Raw genomic sequence first — 20,102 nt, 5'->3', positions numbered from 1 at the left:
GGTGACTTCCTTTCTCTTTTGCCGAATCGGGAAGAGACTCTGGTGTTCCGGCGATCGGACGGTCAGTCCGGTGGTAAGGAGAAGATTCTGGTGAGGTGGGTGTGCGAGTTCATTCGCGTCGCCGGATCTCCGGCGTCATACATGTCGTGTGTCTTTCCCGGAGGTTCTGCAAGATAGGGGTGGTCGACGAACCACGAGTCGACCCAGACGGTGTCGGCGTCGATCGTTCGAGCGAGGTCGTGACCCCGCTCGGGAGCCCTTGTCCATATCGAGGTCCAGAGACGGCCCTCTCCGCAGAAGGCGCGCCGATTCAGTTCACGCTCGTCGTCGAACGGTACGAGGATCGCGGTAGGCCCGTCGATGCGCTGGAACGCTCGGGCTCGGGGCAGATCGTCCGCCGCCCAGAGAGTCGGCCGAATCCAGAAGCCGTCACGCAGGTCGCGGGGTACGTCGGTCGGGTCGTGTTCCGTGATGCGTTTCGATCCGGATGCTGCTGCGCGATCGAAAGCGTGGACTACCGCTTCGTAGTGTGGTCGCGAGATGAGCGGTCCGAAGTCCGCGCCGGCATGTTGGCTGTCGAGGATCTCCGTCAGGCGACTGCACATCTCGTCGTACACGGACCGGTCGATATACACGCGATCGACGCTTGCATCGGACTGGCCGGACTTGAACGCAATCGATCTCGCGATGCTCCCGGCCGCGGCAGCGATGTCGGCATCCGCGCATACGATCGCGACGCAGGTGACCCGCTCCGGTGTCCCTGACGCCGACCGGTGTCGCAGCCGTCGTCCTTCCTCCTGCAGGATGCTGCGTACTCTGTGATGTTTGGACAACCGTTCCGATGCCGCCCCTGTATCGAACCCGTGCACGACGTTGTAGACGCCGGCCGGCAGACCGGCTTCGGTGGCAATTCCGGCCAGCAACGTCGCGGTCCCCGGTGTATCGACCGCCGGTTTCACGACAGCGGTGTTTCCCGCGGCGAGAACGGGAGCGAGGCCGGAGGCCAGGGACAGGAGTGGTAGACGCCACGAGGGAAACACCCCGACCACACCCAGCGGTTTGCGGATCTGGTAGGTCGCAGGACGGCGGCCGGGCGTAACGTGCGAAATCGCAGTGGCGAGTGCGTCGGCACAGGCACGAAACTGTGCGGCGGCGTGGACGATGTCGAACTCGGCTACATGGCTCGACGGTTGTCCGGTATCCGTGACCTCCGCAGCGACCAGGGCATCGGAATGATCTTCGATAGCTGCGGCGACAGCGTAGAGGATTCCGCACCTCTCGACGCTGTCGATTCGACCCCATGCTCGGTCGAACATGTCGTGCGCCTCGTCCACAGCACGGTCGGCGAGGCGTATATCGGCCTCGTGTACCCAGGCTGCGGGTTGTCCGGTGGCCGGGTCGATAGCAGCGAATGCCCCTGTCCCATCCACGAATCGACCGCCGATGTAGTTCTTGTACTCGAGCACTCGATTACCCCCTGCGAATGATGTGGACCTGGTGAGTCGCTGATGTGGACGAGTGACCGTCAGGGTGCGCTGACACGAATACGGGCGGATTCTCGGTCCCAGACGGCGGCGTCGGCTCCGAGTTTGCGAAGAACGTTCTTGTTCACCTTCCCGTTCTCCGTGAGGGGGAGCGCCTGGTGCACCGAGAAGAATCGAGGGATGGCAAAGTAGGCCAGGCGGGGCTCGCAGAATGCAGTGACTTCCTCGAAGTCGAGTCTCACGCCCGGTTCGACCACCACGGCGGCCATCACCTCGTCCTCGCCGAGTTCCGACTCGACGGCGAAGACGGCAGCGTCGTCGATGTTCGGATGTAGGCGCAGTGCCTGCTCCACCTCGACCGACGAAATATTCTCGCCTCGTCGACGAATGACGTCCTTGATCCGATCGACGAAGCGAACCCAGCCGTCGGCGTCGATCGCCACGCGATCACCGGTGTGGAACCACAGGTCTTGCCAGGCTTCCACCGTAGCTTCGGGCATTCGGAAGTACCCCGATGCGAAGGCGAACGGTTGTTCGCTGCGAAGAAGCAGTTCCCCGGGAGTTCCGGGTTCGACTTCCAGACCGTGCTCGTCGACGACTCGGGCGACGAAGCCGGGCTGGATCCGTCCCATGTATCCGGCCCTCTGCTCGGTGCGGGACGAGGAGATGATCGCGTTGGTTTCGGTAGAGCCGTATCCGTCGATCAGGGTCACTCCGAAACGCTCTCGGAAAGGGGTGAGCAGCTTTGCCGGGGTGGCGGGAGAGAGGGCAGCGCGGACATTGTGTGCTCGATCGGCGGAGCTTTCGGGCTTGCTGCAGAGAATGCTCACCATCGCACCCAACAGGTAGGTGAACGTGGCGTTGTTCTGCGCTGCATCGACCCAGAACCGGGAGGCCGAGAAGCGGGGGCCCACGGCGTAGCATGCGCCTGCCACCAGCGCCTGGCTGAACGCATTGAGTGCGTTGGTGTGGAAGAGGGGGAGACAGGTGTAGAGAGTGTCCTCGGATGTGATGCCGAGCTGAGCGGTGACATTGCGGCCCCACCAGTAGAACTGGGCATGAGGGCAGACGACGCCCTTGGAAACGCCCGTGGTGCCGGAGGTGTACAGAATCACTGCCGGATCGCCGAGTTCGGGGCGAATCGGATCGATCTGTTCCGTAGCTGTGGGCAACGATACGGTCCGCCACGGGAGATCGTCGTGACCTGGGCGGGAGTCGATCAGCCAGACGTCGGTCACATCCTCCAGCGGCGCGATGGCCTGCACATGCTCGATGAGCGCGGATTCGATGACCAGCAGACGTGCCTGGGAGTTGCTGAGGACCTGATGGAGTTGGGTGCCGCGCGCCGCCGTATTGATGGGGACGGCCACGGCCCCGATCCATGCGCAGCCGAGAATGAGGTCGAGCAACTCGATTCGGTTCGAGGACATCAGCGCCACTCGATCCCCTCGGTGCACGCCGTGACTGTGCAGCATGTGCCCGGTTCGGGCCACTGCTTCGCGCATCTCCGCTGCAGTACGGCGGGTCTCACCGAAGATGAGGGTGGGAGCGTGTGGGGTCAATCGTGCTCGAAGGCTCAACATGCCCGGCAACGTCATGTCGGTCGGGCTCAGATCGTCGGGAAATCGATTGCTGTTCACTGGATGTAGGTTTCCTTTCACTGCAGACCGGGGGTACGGGCCGGCACGAAACCGGCCGGATCGGCACCGTCGGTGATCGTGTGGTTCAGTGCCACCACCGCGCCGGGACGCAGGTCGGTCGGCGTCAATCGGGCGATGACGCACAGGCGCGGCCCGCACCGTACGGTGCCGATGGCCACATCGGCGGCGGTCCGGACCACATCCTCGACGGTGCCGGAATCGATCTCGACGTCGGCGAAACTCGCTTCCCCGCATGCGGGACAGACGAGGCGATACGGGAAATAGTGTTCGCCGCAGTTCCGGCAGGACTGAACGATGATGCTCATGCCGCCTCCAGAATCGCCACATTGGCACAGGATCCGTGCCTGTAGAGCACCATGCCGTAGCCGCTGACGACACCGATTCGGGCGTCGACCTGCCGACCCGGTGCCCGTCCGTGAAGTTGGCGCGCGACTTCGACGAGCCCGTGCATGCCTCCGGCGGACCCGGCCTGGCCGGCGGAGAGCTGACCGCCGGAGGTGTTCACGGGAAGATCGCGGGTCGCAATTCGCTCGGCGATGAACTTGCTTGTGTCCTCGTCCGGGGTCAGGAACCCCAGATCTGCGAGTTGGGCGACGACCATGGAGGGATAGTCGTCATAGACGCTCACCACATCCGCATCGTTCGGCTCCACGCCGGCGAGGTCCCACGCTCGTGGTCCGACAGCGGCGAGACCTGTAACCAGTCCGTCGCCGAGCTGGTCATCGCTGTTGTACGACGTGGTGACGGCCAGGACACGAGCGCGGGGCCCACCCTTCGCGGCGCGATGTTCGGCAACGACCACGACCGCATCTGCGCCCGTCACCGGAGGTACGCAGTCGTATCGTCCGAGGGGGCCGGCGACCATCGGGGCGTTCAGGTACTCGTCGAGAGTCAACGGGTCACGATATACAGCACCAGGATTGGCGCTCGCCCAGGTCCGTTGTGTTGTGGCGATCCTTCCGTAGTCCACTCGCTCGAGACCCAAGGTCTGCATCTGACGTGTCGTCTGCAGCGCGAACAGTGCGTTGGGTCCCGACATCGGCAGCGGTGCCAGATGTTCTTCGGTCGCCCGGTTGTACGTGGCAACGAGCCGTTCGTGCGCTGCTTTGTCCATCACGTCACCGGCAGCAAGAACGACGACGGAGGCGTCACCCGCTTCGATCGCACGTACGGCGTGTTGGAGCATTCCGCCTGCGCTCGCACCCCCATTGGTGTCCTGCATCAACCACGTCAGGCGAAGACCCATTCGCCAAGCGAGGTCGACAGCATGATCGGGCCCGAGGGTGAAGCTCGAGACTCCGAAACCGTCTACGTCACGGATGGACAGACCTGCGTCCGCGAGTGCGCGCAGGACAGCGTCGGCGATGACCGATCCGGTGGTGGTCCCTGGCGGGGCGTGCCGTGTGTAGGGGGACTCTCCAGTTCCCACTACGAGTGCTGTGCCGCTCAAAATGATGTCCTTGCTTGTGGATCGACGTGATGAGGTGACGTGATGAAGTGAGGAAGCCGGCGCAGTTACAGCGATCGATACATTTTGTCGGCGCTGAACGATTCCTTGACGATGCCCACTTCCACCATGAGGTCGATCACGGATTGGACGTCCTCGGCGTCGTACTCGGTGACGTACTCCGGCAGATTCATGTTTCGCGCGGTGTCCTCGTCCATGTCCGAGAACCGAGGCAGCGTTTCTGCAGCTACTGCGTGAGGATCGAGCTCGATGTCTTCGACGGCCCTTGCAAGCGCCGCGCGGAAGGCACGAATGGCGTCGGGATTGGTTTCGATCACTTTCTCCGACGTGGCGAAGAGACCCTGCGGGCCGTTCTGGTATGCGATGGAGCGCAGATCGACGGTCTCGAGGGCGGAACTCAGTGTCGGCTCGGTGATGAATGCCGCGTCGACGTCGCCGGCTGCAAGGGCGGTAGCCATGTTCGCCTGAGGAAGCTCGACGAAGTCGACCTGGTTGTAATCCAAACCTTCGGAGAGGAGAACGCCTCGGAGGAAGATGTCGCCCACGGATCCGAGGGAGGGGGTAGCGACCTTCTTGCCCAGCAGGTCTGCTGCCGTGGCGGCGGAGGAATCACTCCGTACGTAGATGCCGCCCTTGTAATCGTCTGTTCCATCGATGCCTGTTGCAGCGATCGTGACGGGCAGACCGGAGCCGACTGCTTTGATGATCGACGGGTAGGACACCAGCGCGAGGTCGGTGCTGCCGGAGATCAACGCATTGATCGTAGTCGCCCCGTTGGCTGCCGGGGTCAGTTCGATCTCGAGATCGTTGTCTGCGAAGTAGCCCTTCATCTGGGCGACGTACACCGGCAGAGAATCTCCGACGGGAGGGATGGACAGCGTCATGCGGGTGATGCCGTCTTCGGAGGGGGCCCCGGAGGAGGAGGCCTCGCCCCCGCAGGCGGCGACGGTGCCGGCCAGTGCGAGGGTGGCCACGGCCGCGCACACTCGTGCGAATCGTGTCTTCATGTGTTCTCCAGGTTCCGGTCGAGGGGGGAACTTCGGGGGGTGGTGTGACGGGCTCAGACTTCGACGTGCAGGCCGCCGGGACACGCTTGCCGGATGAGGCGGGCGACTTCGCCGCGGGTGGTGACGAACAGTTCCTCTTCGCGAGTGCGGATCTGGTCGCGGGGGAAATCGAGCGGGATACGCAGGTCCGCGGTCTTGACTGTCGGTGCTTTGCTCAGCGAGACGACCCGAGTGCTCAGGTAGACGCTCTCGTCGACGTCATGCGTGACGAACAGGATCGTCATGTCGTATCGATCGCGTACCCGTAGGAGAAGGTCTTCGAGGTCCGATCGTGTCTGGGCGTCGACGGATGCGAACGGTTCGTCCATCAGTAGCAGTTTCGGCTGCATCGCGAGAGCCCGGGCGATTGCGACACGTTGCTGCATACCGCCGGACAGTTGCCACGGGTAGCGTTCCTCCATTCCCTCGAGTCCGACGGCGGCGAGGGATTCGGCTGTGCGGGCGCGTCGTTCGGATTTTCCGACGATTCCGAGCAGGGGGAATTCGACGTTGGCTCCAACTCTTCGCCAGGGAAACAGTGAAGCGCGGTAGTCCTGGAAGACCATCGCGAGTCCTTCGGGAACGCCGTCGATCACCCGTCCTCCGAGTGAGATGGTGCCGCCTGTCGGTTTGAGGAGGCCGGAGAGGGTGCGCAGGAGAGTGGTCTTGCCGCAGCCCGACGGTCCGACGATCGAGACGAACTCGCCGTCGTCGACCGAGAACGACAGCCCGTTCAGGACACGCTGTTCACCGCGGTCGGTGTGGTAGGTGTGGCTGAGGTTATCGACCTCGAGCAATGCGTTAGCCATGTTTGTGTTCCGATCAGTTGTCGATGGCCATGCGAAGGCGGTGCCAGTCCAGGAGGGAATGCTCGATACGTACGAGCAGGAGGTTGGACAGATAGCCGAGGAGCGAGAGGGCGACGATGTAGGACCACATCGTCAAGAACTCGAACGAGCGCTGTGCTTGGGACAGACCGAAACCGATGCCGTCCGACGCAGCGTAGAGTTCCGATGCGATCAGCAGGATGATACCGAGTGATGTCGACACTTTGATGCCGGCGAAGATGCCCGTGCTCGCCGAGGGCAGGATCACCCGGAACAGCATTCCTGTCCGGCTGATGCGGGTCGATCGTGCGGCGTCCTCGAATCCTTCGGGTACCTGGCGTACGGCGCTGTACGTGTTGAACAGGACGGGCCAGATCGCGCCGAAGGTGATCAGGCCGATCCTCATCGCGGAACCGGTTCCTATCAGCACCAGGGCCAGGGGTAGGAGAACCGGGCCGGGCAGGCCGCGCATGAAATGTAGAAGGGGTTCGATGGTCATCGCCAGCACGGGAATCCGGCCGAGAAGTACTCCCAAGGTGATGCCCACTACCCATGCGATCGCCAATCCGACCAGGAGCCGTCCGATGCTGGGAAGGATGTCGGAGTAGAACGAGTCGGTGAGGATGCCGTGTGACAATCCCGCGGAGAACCAACGGTCGTAGACGTTGCCGAAGATGTCGATCGGCGTGGGGAAGTACGGGGATCGGGCACTGGCAGCCCCCAGTTGCCAGACGAGAAGAAGTACGGCGGCCGCAGTCCATCCGAGTGCCGCATTCGACCATCGGGAGACAGTGGTCGAACTCAGTGTGGTCGTCATCCTTCATCCCTTCGTGCCCAGGACGCGTACTTCGTTTCGAGGACGCTCACGATTGCATTGATGACCAGGCCCAAGAGGCCGGCGATGATGACACCGGCGCAGACGGAGTCGATGCCCTGAGGCAGCATGCTCTGTAGTAGGAGCCACGAGCCCAGACCGGTGGTGCTTCCGCCGATGAACTCGGCGCCGATGCAGAGGATCAGGGCGATGGATACTGTTACGCGCACACCCGTGAGTACGGACGGGACGGCCGATGGCCATACCACTCGATATGCCACGAGCGCGGGGGACCACCCGAAGGATCGGGCGGTGGCTCGTGCGACACCATTGGTCGAGTGAACACCGTGGATGGTATTCACTAGCAACGGAAATACGCAGCCGAGAGCCACGACTGCGGACTTCATCTCCAAGCCTTGTCCCGCCACCAGGACGAGGAGAGGTACCAGACCGATAGGGGGCAAAGGTCGTACCAGCTCGACGATGGTCGAGGTAGCAGCGTAGACGCGATTTGAAAGGCCGAGGAGCAGTCCGAGAGGCACCGCGATGAACAGTGCGATGGCGTATCCGACGAGCGCCGCCCAGAGGGTGTAACCGATCTGCGTCAGAAAGGCGGGGTCGGTGAGCAGTTCGGCGGCCCGCGCCAAGGTCGTCGATGCGGGGGGGAGTGCGTCACGGGGGAGCAGGTGCAGGCGGGCGACGAGTTCCCAGAGTGTGAGGAAACCGAGCACTCCGATCGTGCCCCAGAACAGATGGGTGAGGTTCGTCCTGCGGAGGAAGCGGTCCTGCGAGGACGTACTGAGTGTCACCGGCAGAGTAGGGGTGATCTCCGTCGTGCTGGTCACTGGGTGCCCCCTGAATATCGTGGTGAAATGGGTGGGAGGGCGTGCTGTCCCTCCTCGATGACGCGTCTCATCGCATCGGTTCCGCTCAGTGACCGAATGCTTCTTGGAGCCACCATGAGCCCTCCCGAGAGACGATCTTGGCGTCGATTACGAGCGGGCGGTCGGGATCTGCTGCAAGCCAGGATTCGACGGGGTGCAGGTCGGTCACATTCCGGACGGTGGCCGCCTCGCAGCCGTAGCCGCGTGCGATCGCAGCGATGTCGGTGTCGGGGAATGTCACCGAGTCGAGAGGCGGTCCGTCCGTTCCGAAGTGGTGAACCTCAGCGCCGTACATGGAGTCGTTGTATACGACGACGAGCAGCGGAAGCTTCAGTCGAACTGCAGTTTCCAACTCGGAGATGCCCATGAGGAATCCGCCGTCTCCGCACGCCACGACGGGCAGACGATGAGGTTGTGCCAGTGCCGCACCCAACCCGGTTGCAAGGCCGAGTCCGACCGACTGGAATGCCTGGGTGAAGCAGAATCCGTACTCGTCGGGCACATCGAGGTACATGCTCGGGTAGCCGAGGAAGTTCCCGGAGTCCACGGACACGATCCGCTCGGTCGGGAGCATGGTGTTCAACGTGGCCGACAGGGTTCGAGGATCGATGAGTCCATCACCGGATTCGTCGTCGAACGCAACCTGGTTCCACCGCAGCCCTGTTTCGATGCGGCTCTTGACCTCGGCGGTGCGGTAGCCCTCACGATGAGTCATACCCTTCGCCTCGAGCCATGCCGACGTGGCCTCGGCGGTTTCGGCAACCCCGCCGAACAATCCGAGCGTGACGTCGCGGTGCCGGCCGATCGCGGTGGGGTTCGTGTCGACCTGTACGACGGAAGCGTCTTCTGCGATCAGCTTGCCGTGTCGCATCGTCCACATGTTGAGGGCGCAACCGAACCCGACAATGAGGTCGGCACCTGCGATCAGCTCGGCGGTGAGGGGGGAGCTGAAGCCACCCGAGACGTCGATGCTCCACGGGTCGTCATTGAACATCCCTCGGGCGACTGCTGAAGTGGCTACCAGGGCGCCGGCCTGCTCGGCCAGCACCTGGACGGCTTCCTTGGACCCGCGAGATCGGCTGCCGCGACCGGCCACGAAGACCGGCCTTTCGGCAGAGAGGATGAGCTCAGCGAACCGTGCAACCTCGTCCGATGCGGGCTGGGGCGCGGCGGCACGAACGTAGGTGCGCTTTGCGGTGTTGCCCTGAAAGAGCATGTCCTGCACGTCCAGCGGAACGTTGAGCACGACGGTGCGCTGACCGTCCCGGCACAGATTGAAAGCGCGTGTGACGTCGTCCAATGCGGTCAACGGGGACCGGACACGCATCGACACTGCGCCGACACCGTTGCCGATTCCTTCCTGATCGATGAAGAAGTTCGAGGTCGGTTCGGTGGCCTCGGCCGTCAGGACCAGCAGGGGAGTGTTGCTCTTCGCCGCCTCTGCGATCCCGGTGATCGCGTTGGTGTAACCGCAGCCCTGGTGCAGGGACAGCACTCCGACCTCACCCGACATGCGCGCGTACGCATCGGCCATCGTGGCGGCACCGCCTTCGTGGCGGGCTGCGACGAAGCGGGCGCCCCGTTCGATCATGGCATTGGTGAAGTGGAAGTTTCCGCTACCCACGACTCCGAAGACCGTGGACACGCCCATGTCTGCGAGGGCGTACCCGATTGCGTCTCTTACCAGCATTGTTATTCGGTCTCCTTCGATGTTTCGCCTTCGATCAGTGCGAGGATGCGCGCTGGGCTCCCAGAGCCTCCGACGATGCGCAGCGGGGCGACAACGAGGAGGGTGCCGACCGGTGGCAGTCGGTCGAGGTTCTGCAACTGGGTGATTCCGTACTTACCGGCTCCCAACAGGAACGAATGCACGGGGAACTCCGGCTCGAACCGGAAGGCCTGACCCGCATCGGTGCCGACCGTCTCGACCCCCAGTCCGATGATCGGGGCTTCGTTGGCAAGCCATTCCGCGCAAGCGGGCGTCACGCCCGGTGTGTGGGGGCCGTTGTCATCGGCATTGATGAAGCGTTCCTGGTGTTGGGATCGAGCAGACCAGCCGGTTCGGAAAAGTAGCCAGCCTGCGGGCAGGGGGCCGAACTCTTCCTGCCACTGCATCACGTCATCGATATCGAGAAGGAAGTCCGGATTCTCGGCAACTTCGGCAGTCTTGTCTATCACCACCGCCGGCGCAACAAGCCTGTCGACCGGTACGGAGGCGACGTCACCGTGGGCCACACCCGTGATCCAGTGGCAGGGCGCGTCGAAATGGGTCCCTACGTGCTCACCGGTGTGAATACCGTTCTGATAGGAAGTCGGACCCCTGTCGTCGTATCTGGCCAACTCCTCCAGTTCGAAACGGGGGATCGGAGCCATGCCCTCGGGCAGTGGGAGAACCGGCGTCGACGACGACAACGGTGCGGTCAAGTCGAGTACCCGAATGTCGGAGCGAGCCAACGAAAGCGCTACAGCGGCCAGTGCGCTCGGGGAAGTGGACGAGAAGCTCATGGACTGATCATGCGAGAGGAGCCAGAGCAAAACCAATGCTAAAGTGCGTTCCGGTATATCCAGGATGTAATACCGATCACATAATGTTTCGTCAATGTTTCAGAGGAATGACAAGGGATGAATCCACAACGCATGTTCGACGGGCGCCTCAAGATTCGGCACTTGATTCTCCTGACGACGCTGGCCGACGAGGGCAGTATGGTTCGTGCGGCGGAGGTCCTCCGCGTCACTCAACCCGCCATCACCCGTGCCGTACGTGAGGCCGAAGATGTACTGTCGGCGACGCTCTTCGAACGAAAGCCGCGAGGGGTGGCGCCGACAGAACTCGGCGAGATATTCCTCGAGAGCGCGCGGACGGCTTTGAACTCGCTGCGCGCCGCCGCCGAGAGCATCGACGAGATGCAACGGGTCGGTGTGCGCCCGGTACGGGTGGGCACCAATCTGGCCGGTGCGTACTCGTTGTTGCCACAGGCCCTTGTGGCACTCAAACGTGATCACCCCAAGTTGTCGGTTTCGGTCATCGAAGAATTGCCGGAAGATCTGGCTACCTGTCTCGCGCGGGACGAGATCGACCTGGTCGTGGGTCGGCTCGACCCGCAGGGGTACAGCACTGCCACCCACAGCATTCGCCTGTACGACGAACCCGTTCGCGCAGTGGTGAGGCGAGGGCACCCCGCCGCCGATCTCGAGAACCCCGATATTCGCGACTTGCTGGATTATCCGTGGATCCTGCCGGCTCGGCCGACCCAACTACGGCATGAACTGGACGAACTGTTCGCACGCGAAGGGCTGGGCTTGCCTCAGAACATCATCGAGTGCTCGACGATTCTCACCCTCCGGCCGATTCTGATCAGCACCGATGCGATCGCACCGCTACCGATGTTGATCGGGGCGCGCGACGAGCACCTCACGCTACTACCGACCTCTCTCGCGACTGTTCCGCGCTCGATCGGTATCACGATGCCTTCGGATCGCTCATTGAGTGCCAGCGCGCGGAGCTTGATCGATGTATTGATCAGCACAGCAAGGATTATCGCCCGGGACAACGTTCTCGATGTCAACCGAGTGCTCTCGGCCTGAGGGCATAATCGAGGGTCTCTGCTTGTTCCGACCCTGTCGTGACTTCCGGTGGTGCAACTCGCGGAGGCCTCTGGATGCCCGCGATACCGGATCGGTGAGGTGCTGGTGCGTGGAGCTCACCGAACACGGTGATCCGATTCATGACGAGGTCGGAACCATCACTCGCACGGTAGAGGGACGTGACCGCAAGGATGACGTCGGCTTCAGGCGTTCGTAGCGACGGCATGCCGGTGTGATGAGCGGTTCCTTACCCGCACGAAACACGATGACTCGAGCCCGAAAACTTCGGCCCCCAAGCTGTATCCGGCACCGTATACAGCACTGCATCCGAAATGGGAGCGATCACATGACCTCACCGCACCCGTCGACGCGCGACTGCCGTTCCTCCGGCAGTTCGGGTTCGGCCTCCAGCATGTCCTGATCATGTACACCGGATGCATCACCGTCCCGTTGGTCTTCGGCGCGGCCGTCGGACTCGACCGCGACACCATCGCGATGCTCATCAGCGCCGACCTGCTGATCGCCGGTCTGATCACCATCGTCCAGAGCCTCGGTGTCGGCAAACTCGTCGGCGTCCGCCTGCCCATCGTCTGCGGTGCGACCTTCGCCGGCCTGACGCCGATGATCCTCATCGCGAAGGAATACGGCCTGCAGGCCGTCTACGGCTCCATGCTGATCGGCGGCATCATCGGTCTCGCCCTGGCCTGGCCGTTCGCCAGGATCATCCGGTTCTTCCCGCCGCTCGTCACCGGTGCCGTCCTCACCGTCGTCGGTATCTCGCTCATCGGCGTGGCAGGCGGGCTGATCGTCGGCACCGACCCGTCGTCTCCCACCTTCGCCTCGCCCACCAACATCGCCCTGGCCGTGCTGGTCATCGTCGTCGCCGTCGGATTCCTGTGCCTCGGTCGCGGCATCTGGGCGCAGCTCGGGGTGTTGATCGCCCTCGCGATCGGCACGGTCGTCGCGGTTCCGCTCGGCTTGATCGATCTCGGCGGCGTGACCGGCTCCTCGTGGGTGGGCCTGCCCGCGCCCTTCCACTTCGGTGCACCGGAGTTCCCGATCACCGCGGTCGTCGCCATGAGCATCGTCATGGCCGTGGTCTTCGCCGAATCCACCGCGAGCATGCTCGCCGTCGCCGAGATCACCGGCAAGCGCGTCACCAAGGGTGACATCGCCCGCGGACTCGCCGGTGACGGGGCGTCCGCTGTGCTCGCCGGTGTCTTCAACGCCTTCGTCGACACCGTCTTCACCCAGAACGTCGGTGCGGTCGCCACCACCCGCGTCTACAGTCGCTACGTCACCGCCACGTCGGGTGCGATCCTCGTGGTCCTCGGTGCCCTGCCGAAGGTGAGCTCGGTGGTCGCGGCGCTGCCGAAGCCGGTGGTCGGCGGTGTCGGCCTGATCCTGTTCGCCACCGTCGCCCTCGTGGGCATCAACACGTTGCGCTCGGTGGACCTGTCCGACCGCATCAACTCCACGATCGCCGCCGTCGCGGTGGGTGTGGGTCTGCTGCCCGAACTCGCCGAGGGCATGTTCGAGCGCTTCCCGTCCGCCGCGCAGATCCTGCTCGGCAGCGGCATCACGCTCGCCGCGATCGCGGCGTTCTCGTTGAACCTGCTGTTCAACCACACTCGTCTCGGGACATCGGCTCGCGCGTCCCGGTCCGGCACACCGGCCCCCGTCACCTCGGCCGGCACCCCCTCTCCCCACGGAGTTGCCCATGAACCAGTCGCCGTCTGACGCCTTCGTCGTTCCCGCCGTCGACATCGGCCCGTACCTGCGGGCCGGCGGCGACATCGGCCCGGACGTCCGGGCCGGCGAGGACGCCGAACGCGCTCGTGTCGCCCGTGAGATCGACGAAGCCTGCAGCCGCGTGGGATTCGTCCAGATCCTCGGACACGGCATACCCGATCCGGTGGTCGACGGCCTCGCCGACGCCCTCGACGACTTCTTCGGCCTGCCGATGGACGACAAGCAGCAGTACCGGGTGGTCAGCGCGAACCGCGGATACAGCCCGCCGAAGAGCGAGTCGCTGAGCCTGAGCCTCGGCGTCGAATCCGCCAGCCGCATGAACGATTTCTTCGAGGCGTACAACGTCGGTGTGGAGGCCCGGTCGTTCCCCCACCTGGATCTGTCGGAGGACGACTACGGACTCAATGTCTGGCCCGAGGTCCCCGGCTTCGAGGACCGCGTGCAGACCTATTTCACCGAGGCCTCGCGGGTCGCGCGGACCCTCACCCGGATCTTCGCCGACGCGCTCGGGCAGGCCCCCGACTACTTCGAGCGGCTCACCGACCACTCGATCGACGTGCTGCGCATGAACAACTACGCGCTGCCCGAGGGCACCGTCGACCTCGACGGCGATCTCACCGGCATGGGTGAGCACACCGACTTCGGGATCGTCACCGTGTTGTGGGCCGACCGGGTCGCGGGCCTGCAGGTGCTCGGCTCCGACGGCATCTGGCACGACGTCGAACCGCTGCCCGGTGCCCTGCTGGTCAACCTCGGCGATCTCACCGCCCGCATCACCGACGACCGGTGGATGTCGACGCTGCACCGCGTCATGCCGCCGATCGTCGACGGCAGGATCCGGCGCCGTCGTTCGGTGGCGTTCTTCCACGACGGCAACGTCGACGCGGTGGTCTCCATCCTGCCCGAGTATGCGGGCCCGGAGCCCTACGAACCCATCCTGATCCGCGATCACATCAAGGCGAAGCTCGCCGGGTCGTAGCACGGCAAGGCCAACACCGCTGCAGTGCGCGAAGCCGCCCGTGTGCTGGCGGCGACGGGGGAGAACCGCGCGTGAGTCATGTCGTGCTCGTACACGGTGCGTGGGCCGGAAACTGGGTGTGGGACACGCTGCTCGAACCGCTCCGCCGGGCCGGGTACGTCCCGCACCCGCCTACGCTTCCCGGTGTCGGATCGTGGGGCGTCGACGACGTGACGTTCGACGACGTCGCCACGGTCGTGGCCAACCACGTTGCCGGACTTGACGGTCCGGTAATCCTCGTCGGCCATTCCGGTGGCGGCATCGTCGTCACGCAGGTCGCGGAGATGCCGCCCGAGCGTATCGCCGGGGTCGCTTACGTGGCGGGGATGATGCTCCTGTCCGGGGTCGACTTCGGGATGCTCTGCGACGGAATCGGTCTCGAAGCGCCGGTGGGGATCTCGCGGTGGCTCGAACCCACCGAGGACGGTCGCGGCACTATTGTGCCACCCGGGGCTGGCGCGGCGGTGTTCTTCCACGAGGCGGACGCGGCCGACGCGATCGGTGCCGCACGCCGGCTCGTGCCGCAACTCGAAACCGCCCGGCTCATGGCGCCCACCTGGACACCGGAACGGTTCGGAAGGTTGTCACGCCTGTACATCGAAGCGACACTGGATCATTCGGTCCCGGTCGTCACCCAACGGGAGATGCAACACCTCACGCCGGGTGCGCAGGTCGTGTCGCTCGAGTCCGACCATGCACCACAGCTGTCCGCCCGCGACGACCTCGCGGTGGCGCTGGTGGATTGGTGCACCGAGCGCGTCCGAACATAGTCCGGATCTACGCAACGAGACCGATGTTGTGTGCGAAATCCGGCCGCCGGAAATCGCATACAACACCGGTCTCGACGGGTAGGGGTCACTGCATGAGGCGCCAGATGCGGTCGCGGGAGAGCGGCAGCTCGTGCGGTCGTACTCCGATGGCGTTGCGCACGGCGTTCGCCAATGCCGGGGCGATCGGGTTGAACGGGGCCTCGCTCATCGACTTGGCGCCCACCGGCCCGAGTCCGTCGTAGGTGTCAGCGAAGTAGACCTCGGTACGCGGGACGTCCGCGAACTGCGGAATGTGGTAGTTGCGCAACACATCCGTCGTCACGCGACCCGCGTCGTCGGTGATGATCTCCTCGTACATCGACGCACCGAGTGCCTGCGCCGCGCCACCTTCGATCTGCCCACGGCACTGCTCGGGGTTGAGGACGGTGCCGGCATCGGCGGCCTGGACCGAGCGGAGGATCCGCACCTCACCGGTGCGGATGTCGACGGCGACGCGGAAGGCTTGCACGTTGAACGAGAGCGACCGCGGCAGACCGCAGTGCCTGCCCTCGGCGCGCAACCGGCCACCCGCGACCTCCAGTAACTCTCCCGGTGTGACGAGACGATCGCCGCACCGCACGCCGTCGGCCTGCAGTTCGGCCTGCTCCGGGTCGGTGACGGTCAGCTCCGCGGCGGCCTTGGCCATCCGGCGTCGCAGTTCGTGGGAGGCTGCCAGCAGGGCCTTCGACGCGACGACCGTGCCCGACGATCCGAACGCGCCGGTGTTGTGGGTGGTGACGTCGGTGTCGGACTGGTGGACGACGATCCGGTCGGGGGTGGTGCCGAGCGCGGTGGCCGCGATCTGGGTGTGGACGGTGGTGGTGCCGTTGCCGAACTCCGCCGTGCCCACCCGGGCGAGATACCTGCCGTCGGGCAGGAGTTCGATCGAGGCTTCGGAGATGTGCCCGTTGGGCGGGTTGGTCGCGATCATGGCCAGCGCCATACCCTCGCCGATCCGTCAGTGATCACCGGTCGGCGCGGGCCGGCCGCCGTGCGCGCCATCGCCCGTTCGGCAAGATCGAGACACTGGTCGAGTCCGTAGCTGCCGTACGTCAGGTCGGCGCCCTCGGGATGCGCCGCGACCAGCGGATCTCCCGGCACGATGATGTTGCGGCGCCGGAACTCGTACGGATCGATGCCGAGCTTGCCGGCGAGTTCGTCCATGGCCGACTCTACGGCGAAGATCACCTGACCGAGTCCGTAACCGCGGAAGGCGCCCGACGGCCGGTTGTTCGTGTACACGGATTCGGCGTCGACCCGCTTGTTCGGGCACCGGTACACCGCGATCGACTCCGTGCAGCCGTGGAACATCACCCCGGGGCTGTGGTTGCCGTAGGCACCCGCGTCGGCGAGCACGTCGATCACGAGAGCGGTGAGGACGCCGTCGGCGTCGGCGGCGAGGGTGACGTCGACCCGCATGGGATGCCGGCACGGAGCGACGGTGAGCTGATCGGAGCGGGTGAACTCCCACTGCACCGGGCGTCCCGTCCTCAGGACCGCCGCCGCGACGACGTCCTCGACCAGCATCTCCTGCTTGGCGCCGAAACCGCCGCCCTTCTCCTTGGCGTAGGAGTAGATGGTCTGCTTCTGGCTGTCGGTGGGCAACACCGTGCCCTGATCTCCCTCGAGATGTGCGGCGTCGAAATCGCCGTGCAGGCAGGACGAGACGCTCAGGTCGCGGATCTCGTGGCGGTCGGTGTCGCGCACGATGCGCACCACCCGGTTCTCTGCCTTGCCGTAGCGGTGCGGTCCGAGGACTATCCTGCCGGTCAGTTCGATCATGGTGGTCAGCTCCCGCGGTAGGTGGAATACGAATAGGGCGACAGGAGGAGCGGCACGTGGAAGTGGCTGCTGCCTTTCGGGATACGGAAGGTGACGGTCACCTCCGGATAGAAGGACGCGACTTCGCGGCGCGAGAACCAGTCGCCGGTGGCGAAGGTCAGGTGGTAGGTGCCTTCGGGCAGCGCGCCGGTGAAACCGGTGAGGCGACCGTCGTCGTCGGTGACGCCGGCGCCCAACGAGGTTCCGTGCGTATCGGTGAGGGTGACATGCAGTCCCACCGCGGGTGCACCGGCCGTCGCGTCGAGCACGTGGGTACTCAGGGTGTTCATGCGCGGCTCCGTGCGGTCTCGGTGACGATCCGTTCGAGGCGAAGTCGGGTGATCTCGGCGAGCGCCGCTCGCATCTCGGCCTTCTCGGTCTCCGGGTCGTTGTCGAGGCGACGTTCGAGGATCTCCAGCAGTTCCGGCGCCGTGCGGCCTGCCGCGCGGACGAGATAGACGTGCCCGAACCGTTCCTCGTACTCGCGGTTGCCGGCGGCGAGCCGGTCGAGGATGTCGGCGTCGGCCGTGGCGACGGCGGACTGCTCGCGACGGGAAGCAGCGTGTTCACTGCGTTCGCCGATGCGCGGGTGGCCGGCGAGAGCGTCGGCGAGGTCGTCACCGTCGAGGTTCTCGGCCGCGGCAGCTGCGGTGGTGAGCAGCACGGTGCGCGAACCGAACGGGCGCGCTGCGACGACGGAGTGTGCCCATGTCCGGCTCGAACAGCAGTCGAGCAACAGAGCGACGGCCTCGTCCTCGGGCATCGCATCGAACCGGGCCGTTGTGAGCTGCACGGACCCTCCTTTCGTCGGTGCATTCGATACTGTCCGGTGGGCGTGCGGCGGGGGAGGTACAAGCGCTACAGAGTTCGGTCCGCCGCGGGTGCGCCGGTTGGATGATCGGCCAACGAGGTGGTTGCGCCGTGAACGTTTTTCTGGAATAGTTCCATTTATTGGATTTATTCCAGAAAAAAGTGGGCGACCCGGATGGGTCGCAGGGTTGAAGGAGTGATCACATGTTCACCGCCGACCGTCCTCGAGCAGTGACGCTTCCGCCGGTCGTGCTCGGCGGACTGCGGCCTCTCTACCGGCAGATGGTCCGCAACAACGTTCCGGCCGCATCGTTCGAGCACACCGCAGGACGGGCCGTCTTCGAGATCTGCCTGATCGCGGGGGAGCACGGTCCGCAACTGCAGGTCCGCGCCCGCGACTTCGGGATCGACTTCACGCTCGCGATGACCACGCATTTCCGTATCGCGCCGGTGATGAGCGACGACCAGTACCGGGTGCTGTGCTCGGTACTCGCACCCGGCGCCGATCCGGCACCGGGCATCGTCCTCGACTTCCTGCAGCAGGTGGTCGTGCAGTCGCCCGCGGTGCTCGCGCGGACGCACACCTGCGCCGCCTGACGGGCAACCGAGGATTCGAGCCCGGTGGGATCATTCCCGCCGGGCTCGACCTGTATCGGGGCGGGGCGTCAGAGCAGGGTCGTGTCGAGCGCGGCGATCGCCGCGGGATCCGCGATCACCTCGAGCGCCACGATGCGACCGTCCTCGACGGTGAAACGGAACACCGACCGCACGATCCCGCCCGGCGCCCATGCCGCCCCGGGCAGGCCGTCGATCGTCGCGGGCACCGCGCCGCGTGCGCGGCCGTGGAAGGCGTGTGCCACCGTGTCGGCGCCGCGCAGTTCCGGCTCGAGTGCGGGGCCACCGTGCAACCGGCCCGTCTCGGCATTCGCTGCCGCCACGGTGTCGGCGCGGAGCACCACGTCGGGATCGAGCACCGCGAGCAGGTCCTCGAAACGGCCCTCGCGGGCCGCGACGAGGAAGGCGTCGAGCACCCGACGCGGATCCCCGGCACCCGGTGACGCCGTGCGAGCGCCGCGCACCCGCCGCCGGGCACGGCTGGCGAGCTGACGCGTCGCGGCGGGGGATCGGCCGACGACGGGCGCGATCTCGTCGAACGGCATGCCGAACATGTCGTGCAGCACGAAGGCGAGACGTTCGGCGGGACCGAGTGCGTCGAGGACCACCATCATCGCGATACCGATCGAATCCGCAAGCACTGCTTCGTCTTCCGGATCCTCGGAGCTGTCGTTCCGTCGAGGCGATTCGACGGGTTCGCCGACGACTACCTCGTGACGCGCCGAACGCGCACGCAGCATGTCGAGGCACACGCGGCTCATCACGGTGGTGAGCCAGCCGCCGAGATTGTCCACGGACTCGGTGTCGGCGCGAGCGACCTTCAACCAGGTCTCCTGCACCGCATCGTCCGCCTCCGCCGCCGACCCCAGCATCCTGAAGCCGACCGCGCGCAAGCGCTCACGGTGTGCGTCGAACTCCCTCGCCAGAAATTCCTCGTCCATCGTCGTCACATTCTTCCGTCGGGATCCGTCAAGGAAGTGACGGATCCCGAAGAACCGATGTGACAGGAGCGGACGATGGAAGCACGAATGAACAATCCCGTGATGGTGCTGCCCGGCACCCTCGACGCATTGCAGGCTGCGGGCCGGACCTACGAGAACACCGGACTCCCGGCCCGCACGGTCCACCTGGTGCACCTGCGGGCCAGCCAGATCAACGGCTGCAGCTTCTGCGTGGAGATGCACACGCGTGAAGCACTGGACGACGGGGAAAGCGTCGAGCGGCTCACGGCGGTCGCGGCCTGGCGCGAATCGCGACGATTCACCGAGGCCGAGCGCGCCGCACTCGCGCTCACCGAGGCCGTCACGCGGATCGCCGACCGGCCCGAATCCGTCTCCGACGAGGTGTGGGACGCCGCAGCCGACATCTACGACGAGAAGCAACTGGCCGCGCTGGTCATGCAGATCGCGACGATCAACATGTGGAACCGGGTCAACGCCACGATCCGGCAACCGGCCGGAGACCCGCCCCGGAGCTGAGACGACGAACGGTCCGGCAGGAATCCTGCC

18 protein-coding genes and 2 pseudogenes are annotated in these 20,102 nt (G+C 65.1%); 6 read left to right on the top strand and 14 right to left on the bottom strand.

Annotated features, from left to right (window positions below; translation table 11 throughout):
- Positions 1 to 62: 62 nt before the first annotated feature.
- From GON09_RS11555 to GON09_RS11515, 10 genes are all read right to left on the bottom strand, one after another.
- The gene (locus GON09_RS11555) at positions 63 to 1,466 is read right to left on the bottom strand and encodes an aldehyde dehydrogenase family protein (protein ID WP_213931903.1); all 1,404 of its coding nucleotides are present in this window, start codon (positions 1,464 to 1,466) and stop codon (positions 63 to 65) included.
- Positions 1,467 to 1,525: 59 nt separating this feature from the next.
- On the bottom strand, positions 1,526 to 3,124 hold the full coding sequence (locus GON09_RS11550) for an ATP-dependent acyl-CoA ligase (protein WP_307854356.1): 1,599 nt from the start codon (positions 3,122 to 3,124) through the stop codon (positions 1,526 to 1,528).
- A 17-nt stretch (positions 3,125 to 3,141) separates the two neighbouring features.
- On the bottom strand, positions 3,142 to 3,450 hold the full coding sequence (locus tag GON09_RS28350) for a zinc ribbon domain-containing protein (protein ID WP_060651742.1): 309 nt from the start codon (positions 3,448 to 3,450) through the stop codon (positions 3,142 to 3,144).
- The gene (locus tag GON09_RS11545) at positions 3,447 to 4,595 is read right to left on the bottom strand and encodes a thiolase family protein (protein WP_060651741.1); all 1,149 of its coding nucleotides are present in this window, start codon (positions 4,593 to 4,595) and stop codon (positions 3,447 to 3,449) included. Before GON09_RS11545 ends, GON09_RS28350 begins: the two co-directional genes overlap by 4 nt.
- 65 nt (positions 4,596 to 4,660) lie before the next feature.
- Entirely contained in the window at positions 4,661 to 5,620 is a 960-nt protein-coding gene (locus tag GON09_RS11540) for an ABC transporter substrate-binding protein (protein ID WP_213931901.1), read from the bottom strand.
- A 53-nt stretch (positions 5,621 to 5,673) separates the two neighbouring features.
- Positions 5,674 to 6,468, bottom strand: a complete 795-nt coding sequence (locus GON09_RS11535) for an ABC transporter ATP-binding protein (protein WP_115311553.1) — start codon at positions 6,466 to 6,468, stop codon at positions 5,674 to 5,676.
- Positions 6,469 to 6,481: 13 nt separating this feature from the next.
- Positions 6,482 to 7,303 (bottom strand): ABC transporter permease, encoded by an 822-nt coding sequence (locus tag GON09_RS11530; RefSeq protein ID WP_060651738.1) that lies wholly within the window; start codon positions 7,301 to 7,303, stop codon positions 6,482 to 6,484.
- Positions 7,300 to 8,145 carry an ABC transporter permease gene (locus GON09_RS11525; RefSeq protein WP_060651737.1) on the bottom strand — a complete coding sequence of 282 codons (846 nt, stop codon included), beginning with the start codon at positions 8,143 to 8,145 and terminating at the stop codon, positions 7,300 to 7,302. The genes GON09_RS11530 and GON09_RS11525 overlap by 4 nt, the downstream gene beginning before the upstream one ends.
- A gap of 85 nt (positions 8,146 to 8,230) precedes the next feature.
- Positions 8,231 to 9,874: a thiamine pyrophosphate-binding protein gene (locus tag GON09_RS11520; RefSeq protein WP_060651736.1), complete on the bottom strand. Its 1,644-nt coding sequence runs from the start codon at positions 9,872 to 9,874 to the stop codon at positions 8,231 to 8,233.
- A gap of 2 nt (positions 9,875 to 9,876) precedes the next feature.
- Positions 9,877 to 10,689, bottom strand: a complete 813-nt coding sequence (locus tag GON09_RS11515; protein ID WP_081314485.1) for a cyclase family protein — start codon at positions 10,687 to 10,689, stop codon at positions 9,877 to 9,879.
- Positions 10,690 to 10,806: 117 nt separating this feature from the next.
- Between GON09_RS11515 and GON09_RS11510 the strand changes: the two genes are divergently transcribed.
- From GON09_RS11510 to GON09_RS11495, 4 genes and pseudogenes are all read left to right on the top strand, one after another.
- Positions 10,807 to 11,769, top strand: coding sequence for a LysR family transcriptional regulator (locus tag GON09_RS11510; RefSeq protein WP_060651735.1), 963 nt, complete (start codon positions 10,807 to 10,809; stop codon positions 11,767 to 11,769).
- A gap of 423 nt (positions 11,770 to 12,192) precedes the next feature.
- Positions 12,193 to 13,509 carry a nucleobase:cation symporter-2 family protein gene (locus GON09_RS11505; protein WP_374195309.1) on the top strand — a complete coding sequence of 439 codons (1,317 nt, stop codon included), beginning with the start codon at positions 12,193 to 12,195 and terminating at the stop codon, positions 13,507 to 13,509.
- A pseudogene (locus GON09_RS11500) lies at positions 13,490 to 14,497 on the top strand (isopenicillin N synthase family dioxygenase); the annotation flags it as partial. The gene GON09_RS11505 and the pseudogene GON09_RS11500, both read left to right, overlap by 20 nt.
- 74 nt (positions 14,498 to 14,571) lie before the next feature.
- The gene (locus GON09_RS11495; protein ID WP_064062271.1) at positions 14,572 to 15,309 is read left to right on the top strand and encodes an alpha/beta fold hydrolase; all 738 of its coding nucleotides are present in this window, start codon (positions 14,572 to 14,574) and stop codon (positions 15,307 to 15,309) included.
- A gap of 85 nt (positions 15,310 to 15,394) precedes the next feature.
- Here the strand turns inward: GON09_RS11495 and GON09_RS11490 are convergent.
- The 3 genes and pseudogenes from GON09_RS11490 to uraD all read right to left on the bottom strand — a co-directional run bounded on the left by GON09_RS11490 (position 15,395) and on the right by uraD (position 17,962).
- Positions 15,395 to 17,130 (bottom strand): annotated as a pseudogene (locus GON09_RS11490) (molybdopterin cofactor-binding domain-containing protein).
- Positions 17,131 to 17,135: 5 nt separating this feature from the next.
- Positions 17,136 to 17,459 (bottom strand): hydroxyisourate hydrolase, encoded by a 324-nt coding sequence (gene uraH / locus GON09_RS11485; protein ID WP_060651733.1) that lies wholly within the window; start codon positions 17,457 to 17,459, stop codon positions 17,136 to 17,138.
- The gene (gene uraD / locus GON09_RS11480) at positions 17,456 to 17,962 is read right to left on the bottom strand and encodes a 2-oxo-4-hydroxy-4-carboxy-5-ureidoimidazoline decarboxylase (RefSeq protein WP_084421303.1); all 507 of its coding nucleotides are present in this window, start codon (positions 17,960 to 17,962) and stop codon (positions 17,456 to 17,458) included. Before uraD ends, uraH begins: the two co-directional genes overlap by 4 nt.
- Positions 17,963 to 18,183: 221 nt before the next feature.
- Here uraD and GON09_RS11475 point away from each other — a divergent pair, with 221 nt between their 5' ends.
- Complete coding sequence (locus GON09_RS11475) at positions 18,184 to 18,576, top strand: hypothetical protein (protein ID WP_060651732.1); 393 nt, start codon at positions 18,184 to 18,186, stop codon at positions 18,574 to 18,576.
- Positions 18,577 to 18,644: 68 nt separating this feature from the next.
- On the opposite strand, the gene GON09_RS11470 is transcribed toward GON09_RS11475, so the two are convergent.
- Positions 18,645 to 19,535: a sigma-70 family RNA polymerase sigma factor gene (locus GON09_RS11470; protein ID WP_060651731.1), complete on the bottom strand. Its 891-nt coding sequence runs from the start codon at positions 19,533 to 19,535 to the stop codon at positions 18,645 to 18,647.
- 75 nt (positions 19,536 to 19,610) lie between these two features.
- Between GON09_RS11470 and GON09_RS11465 the strand changes: the two genes are divergently transcribed.
- Entirely contained in the window at positions 19,611 to 20,072 is a 462-nt protein-coding gene (locus tag GON09_RS11465; RefSeq protein ID WP_060651730.1) for a carboxymuconolactone decarboxylase family protein, read from the top strand.
- Positions 20,073 to 20,102 lie beyond the last annotated feature (30 nt).

Origin of the sequence: Rhodococcus sp. B50, from assembly GCF_013602415.1 — a bacterium.
Classification (GTDB): Bacteria; Actinomycetota; Actinomycetes; order Mycobacteriales; family Mycobacteriaceae; genus Rhodococcus.
Note: the sequence above shows the minus strand (reverse complement) of the source record. Positions and strands in the feature narration are given on the sequence as shown.

What these genes read in the sequence shown, in the direction of transcription:
- GON09_RS28350 (WP_060651742.1), bottom strand. Translation starts at nt 3,450, where the DNA reads ATGAGCATCATCGTTCAGTCCTGCCGGAACTGCGGCGAACACTATTTC.
- GON09_RS11540 (WP_213931901.1), bottom strand. Translation starts at nt 5,620, where the DNA reads ATGAAGACACGATTCGCACGAGTGTGCGCGGCCGTGGCCACCCTCGCA.
- GON09_RS11535 (WP_115311553.1), bottom strand. Translation starts at nt 6,468, where the DNA reads ATGGCTAACGCATTGCTCGAGGTCGATAACCTCAGCCACACCTACCAC.
- GON09_RS11530 (WP_060651738.1), bottom strand. Translation starts at nt 7,303, where the DNA reads ATGACGACCACACTGAGTTCGACCACTGTCTCCCGATGGTCGAATGCG.
- GON09_RS11520 (WP_060651736.1), bottom strand. Translation starts at nt 9,874, where the DNA reads ATGCTGGTAAGAGACGCAATCGGGTACGCCCTCGCAGACATGGGCGTG.
- GON09_RS11515 (WP_081314485.1), bottom strand. Translation starts at nt 10,689, where the DNA reads ATGAGCTTCTCGTCCACTTCCCCGAGCGCACTGGCCGCTGTAGCGCTT.
- GON09_RS11510 (WP_060651735.1), top strand. Translation starts at nt 10,807, where the DNA reads ATGAATCCACAACGCATGTTCGACGGGCGCCTCAAGATTCGGCACTTG.
- GON09_RS11505 (WP_374195309.1), top strand. Translation starts at nt 12,193, where the DNA reads ATGTACACCGGATGCATCACCGTCCCGTTGGTCTTCGGCGCGGCCGTC.
- uraH (WP_060651733.1), bottom strand. Translation starts at nt 17,459, where the DNA reads ATGAACACCCTGAGTACCCACGTGCTCGACGCGACGGCCGGTGCACCC.
- GON09_RS11475 (WP_060651732.1), top strand. Translation starts at nt 18,184, where the DNA reads ATGTTCACCGCCGACCGTCCTCGAGCAGTGACGCTTCCGCCGGTCGTG.
- GON09_RS11470 (WP_060651731.1), bottom strand. Translation starts at nt 19,535, where the DNA reads ATGGACGAGGAATTTCTGGCGAGGGAGTTCGACGCACACCGTGAGCGC.
- GON09_RS11465 (WP_060651730.1), top strand. Translation starts at nt 19,611, where the DNA reads ATGGAAGCACGAATGAACAATCCCGTGATGGTGCTGCCCGGCACCCTC.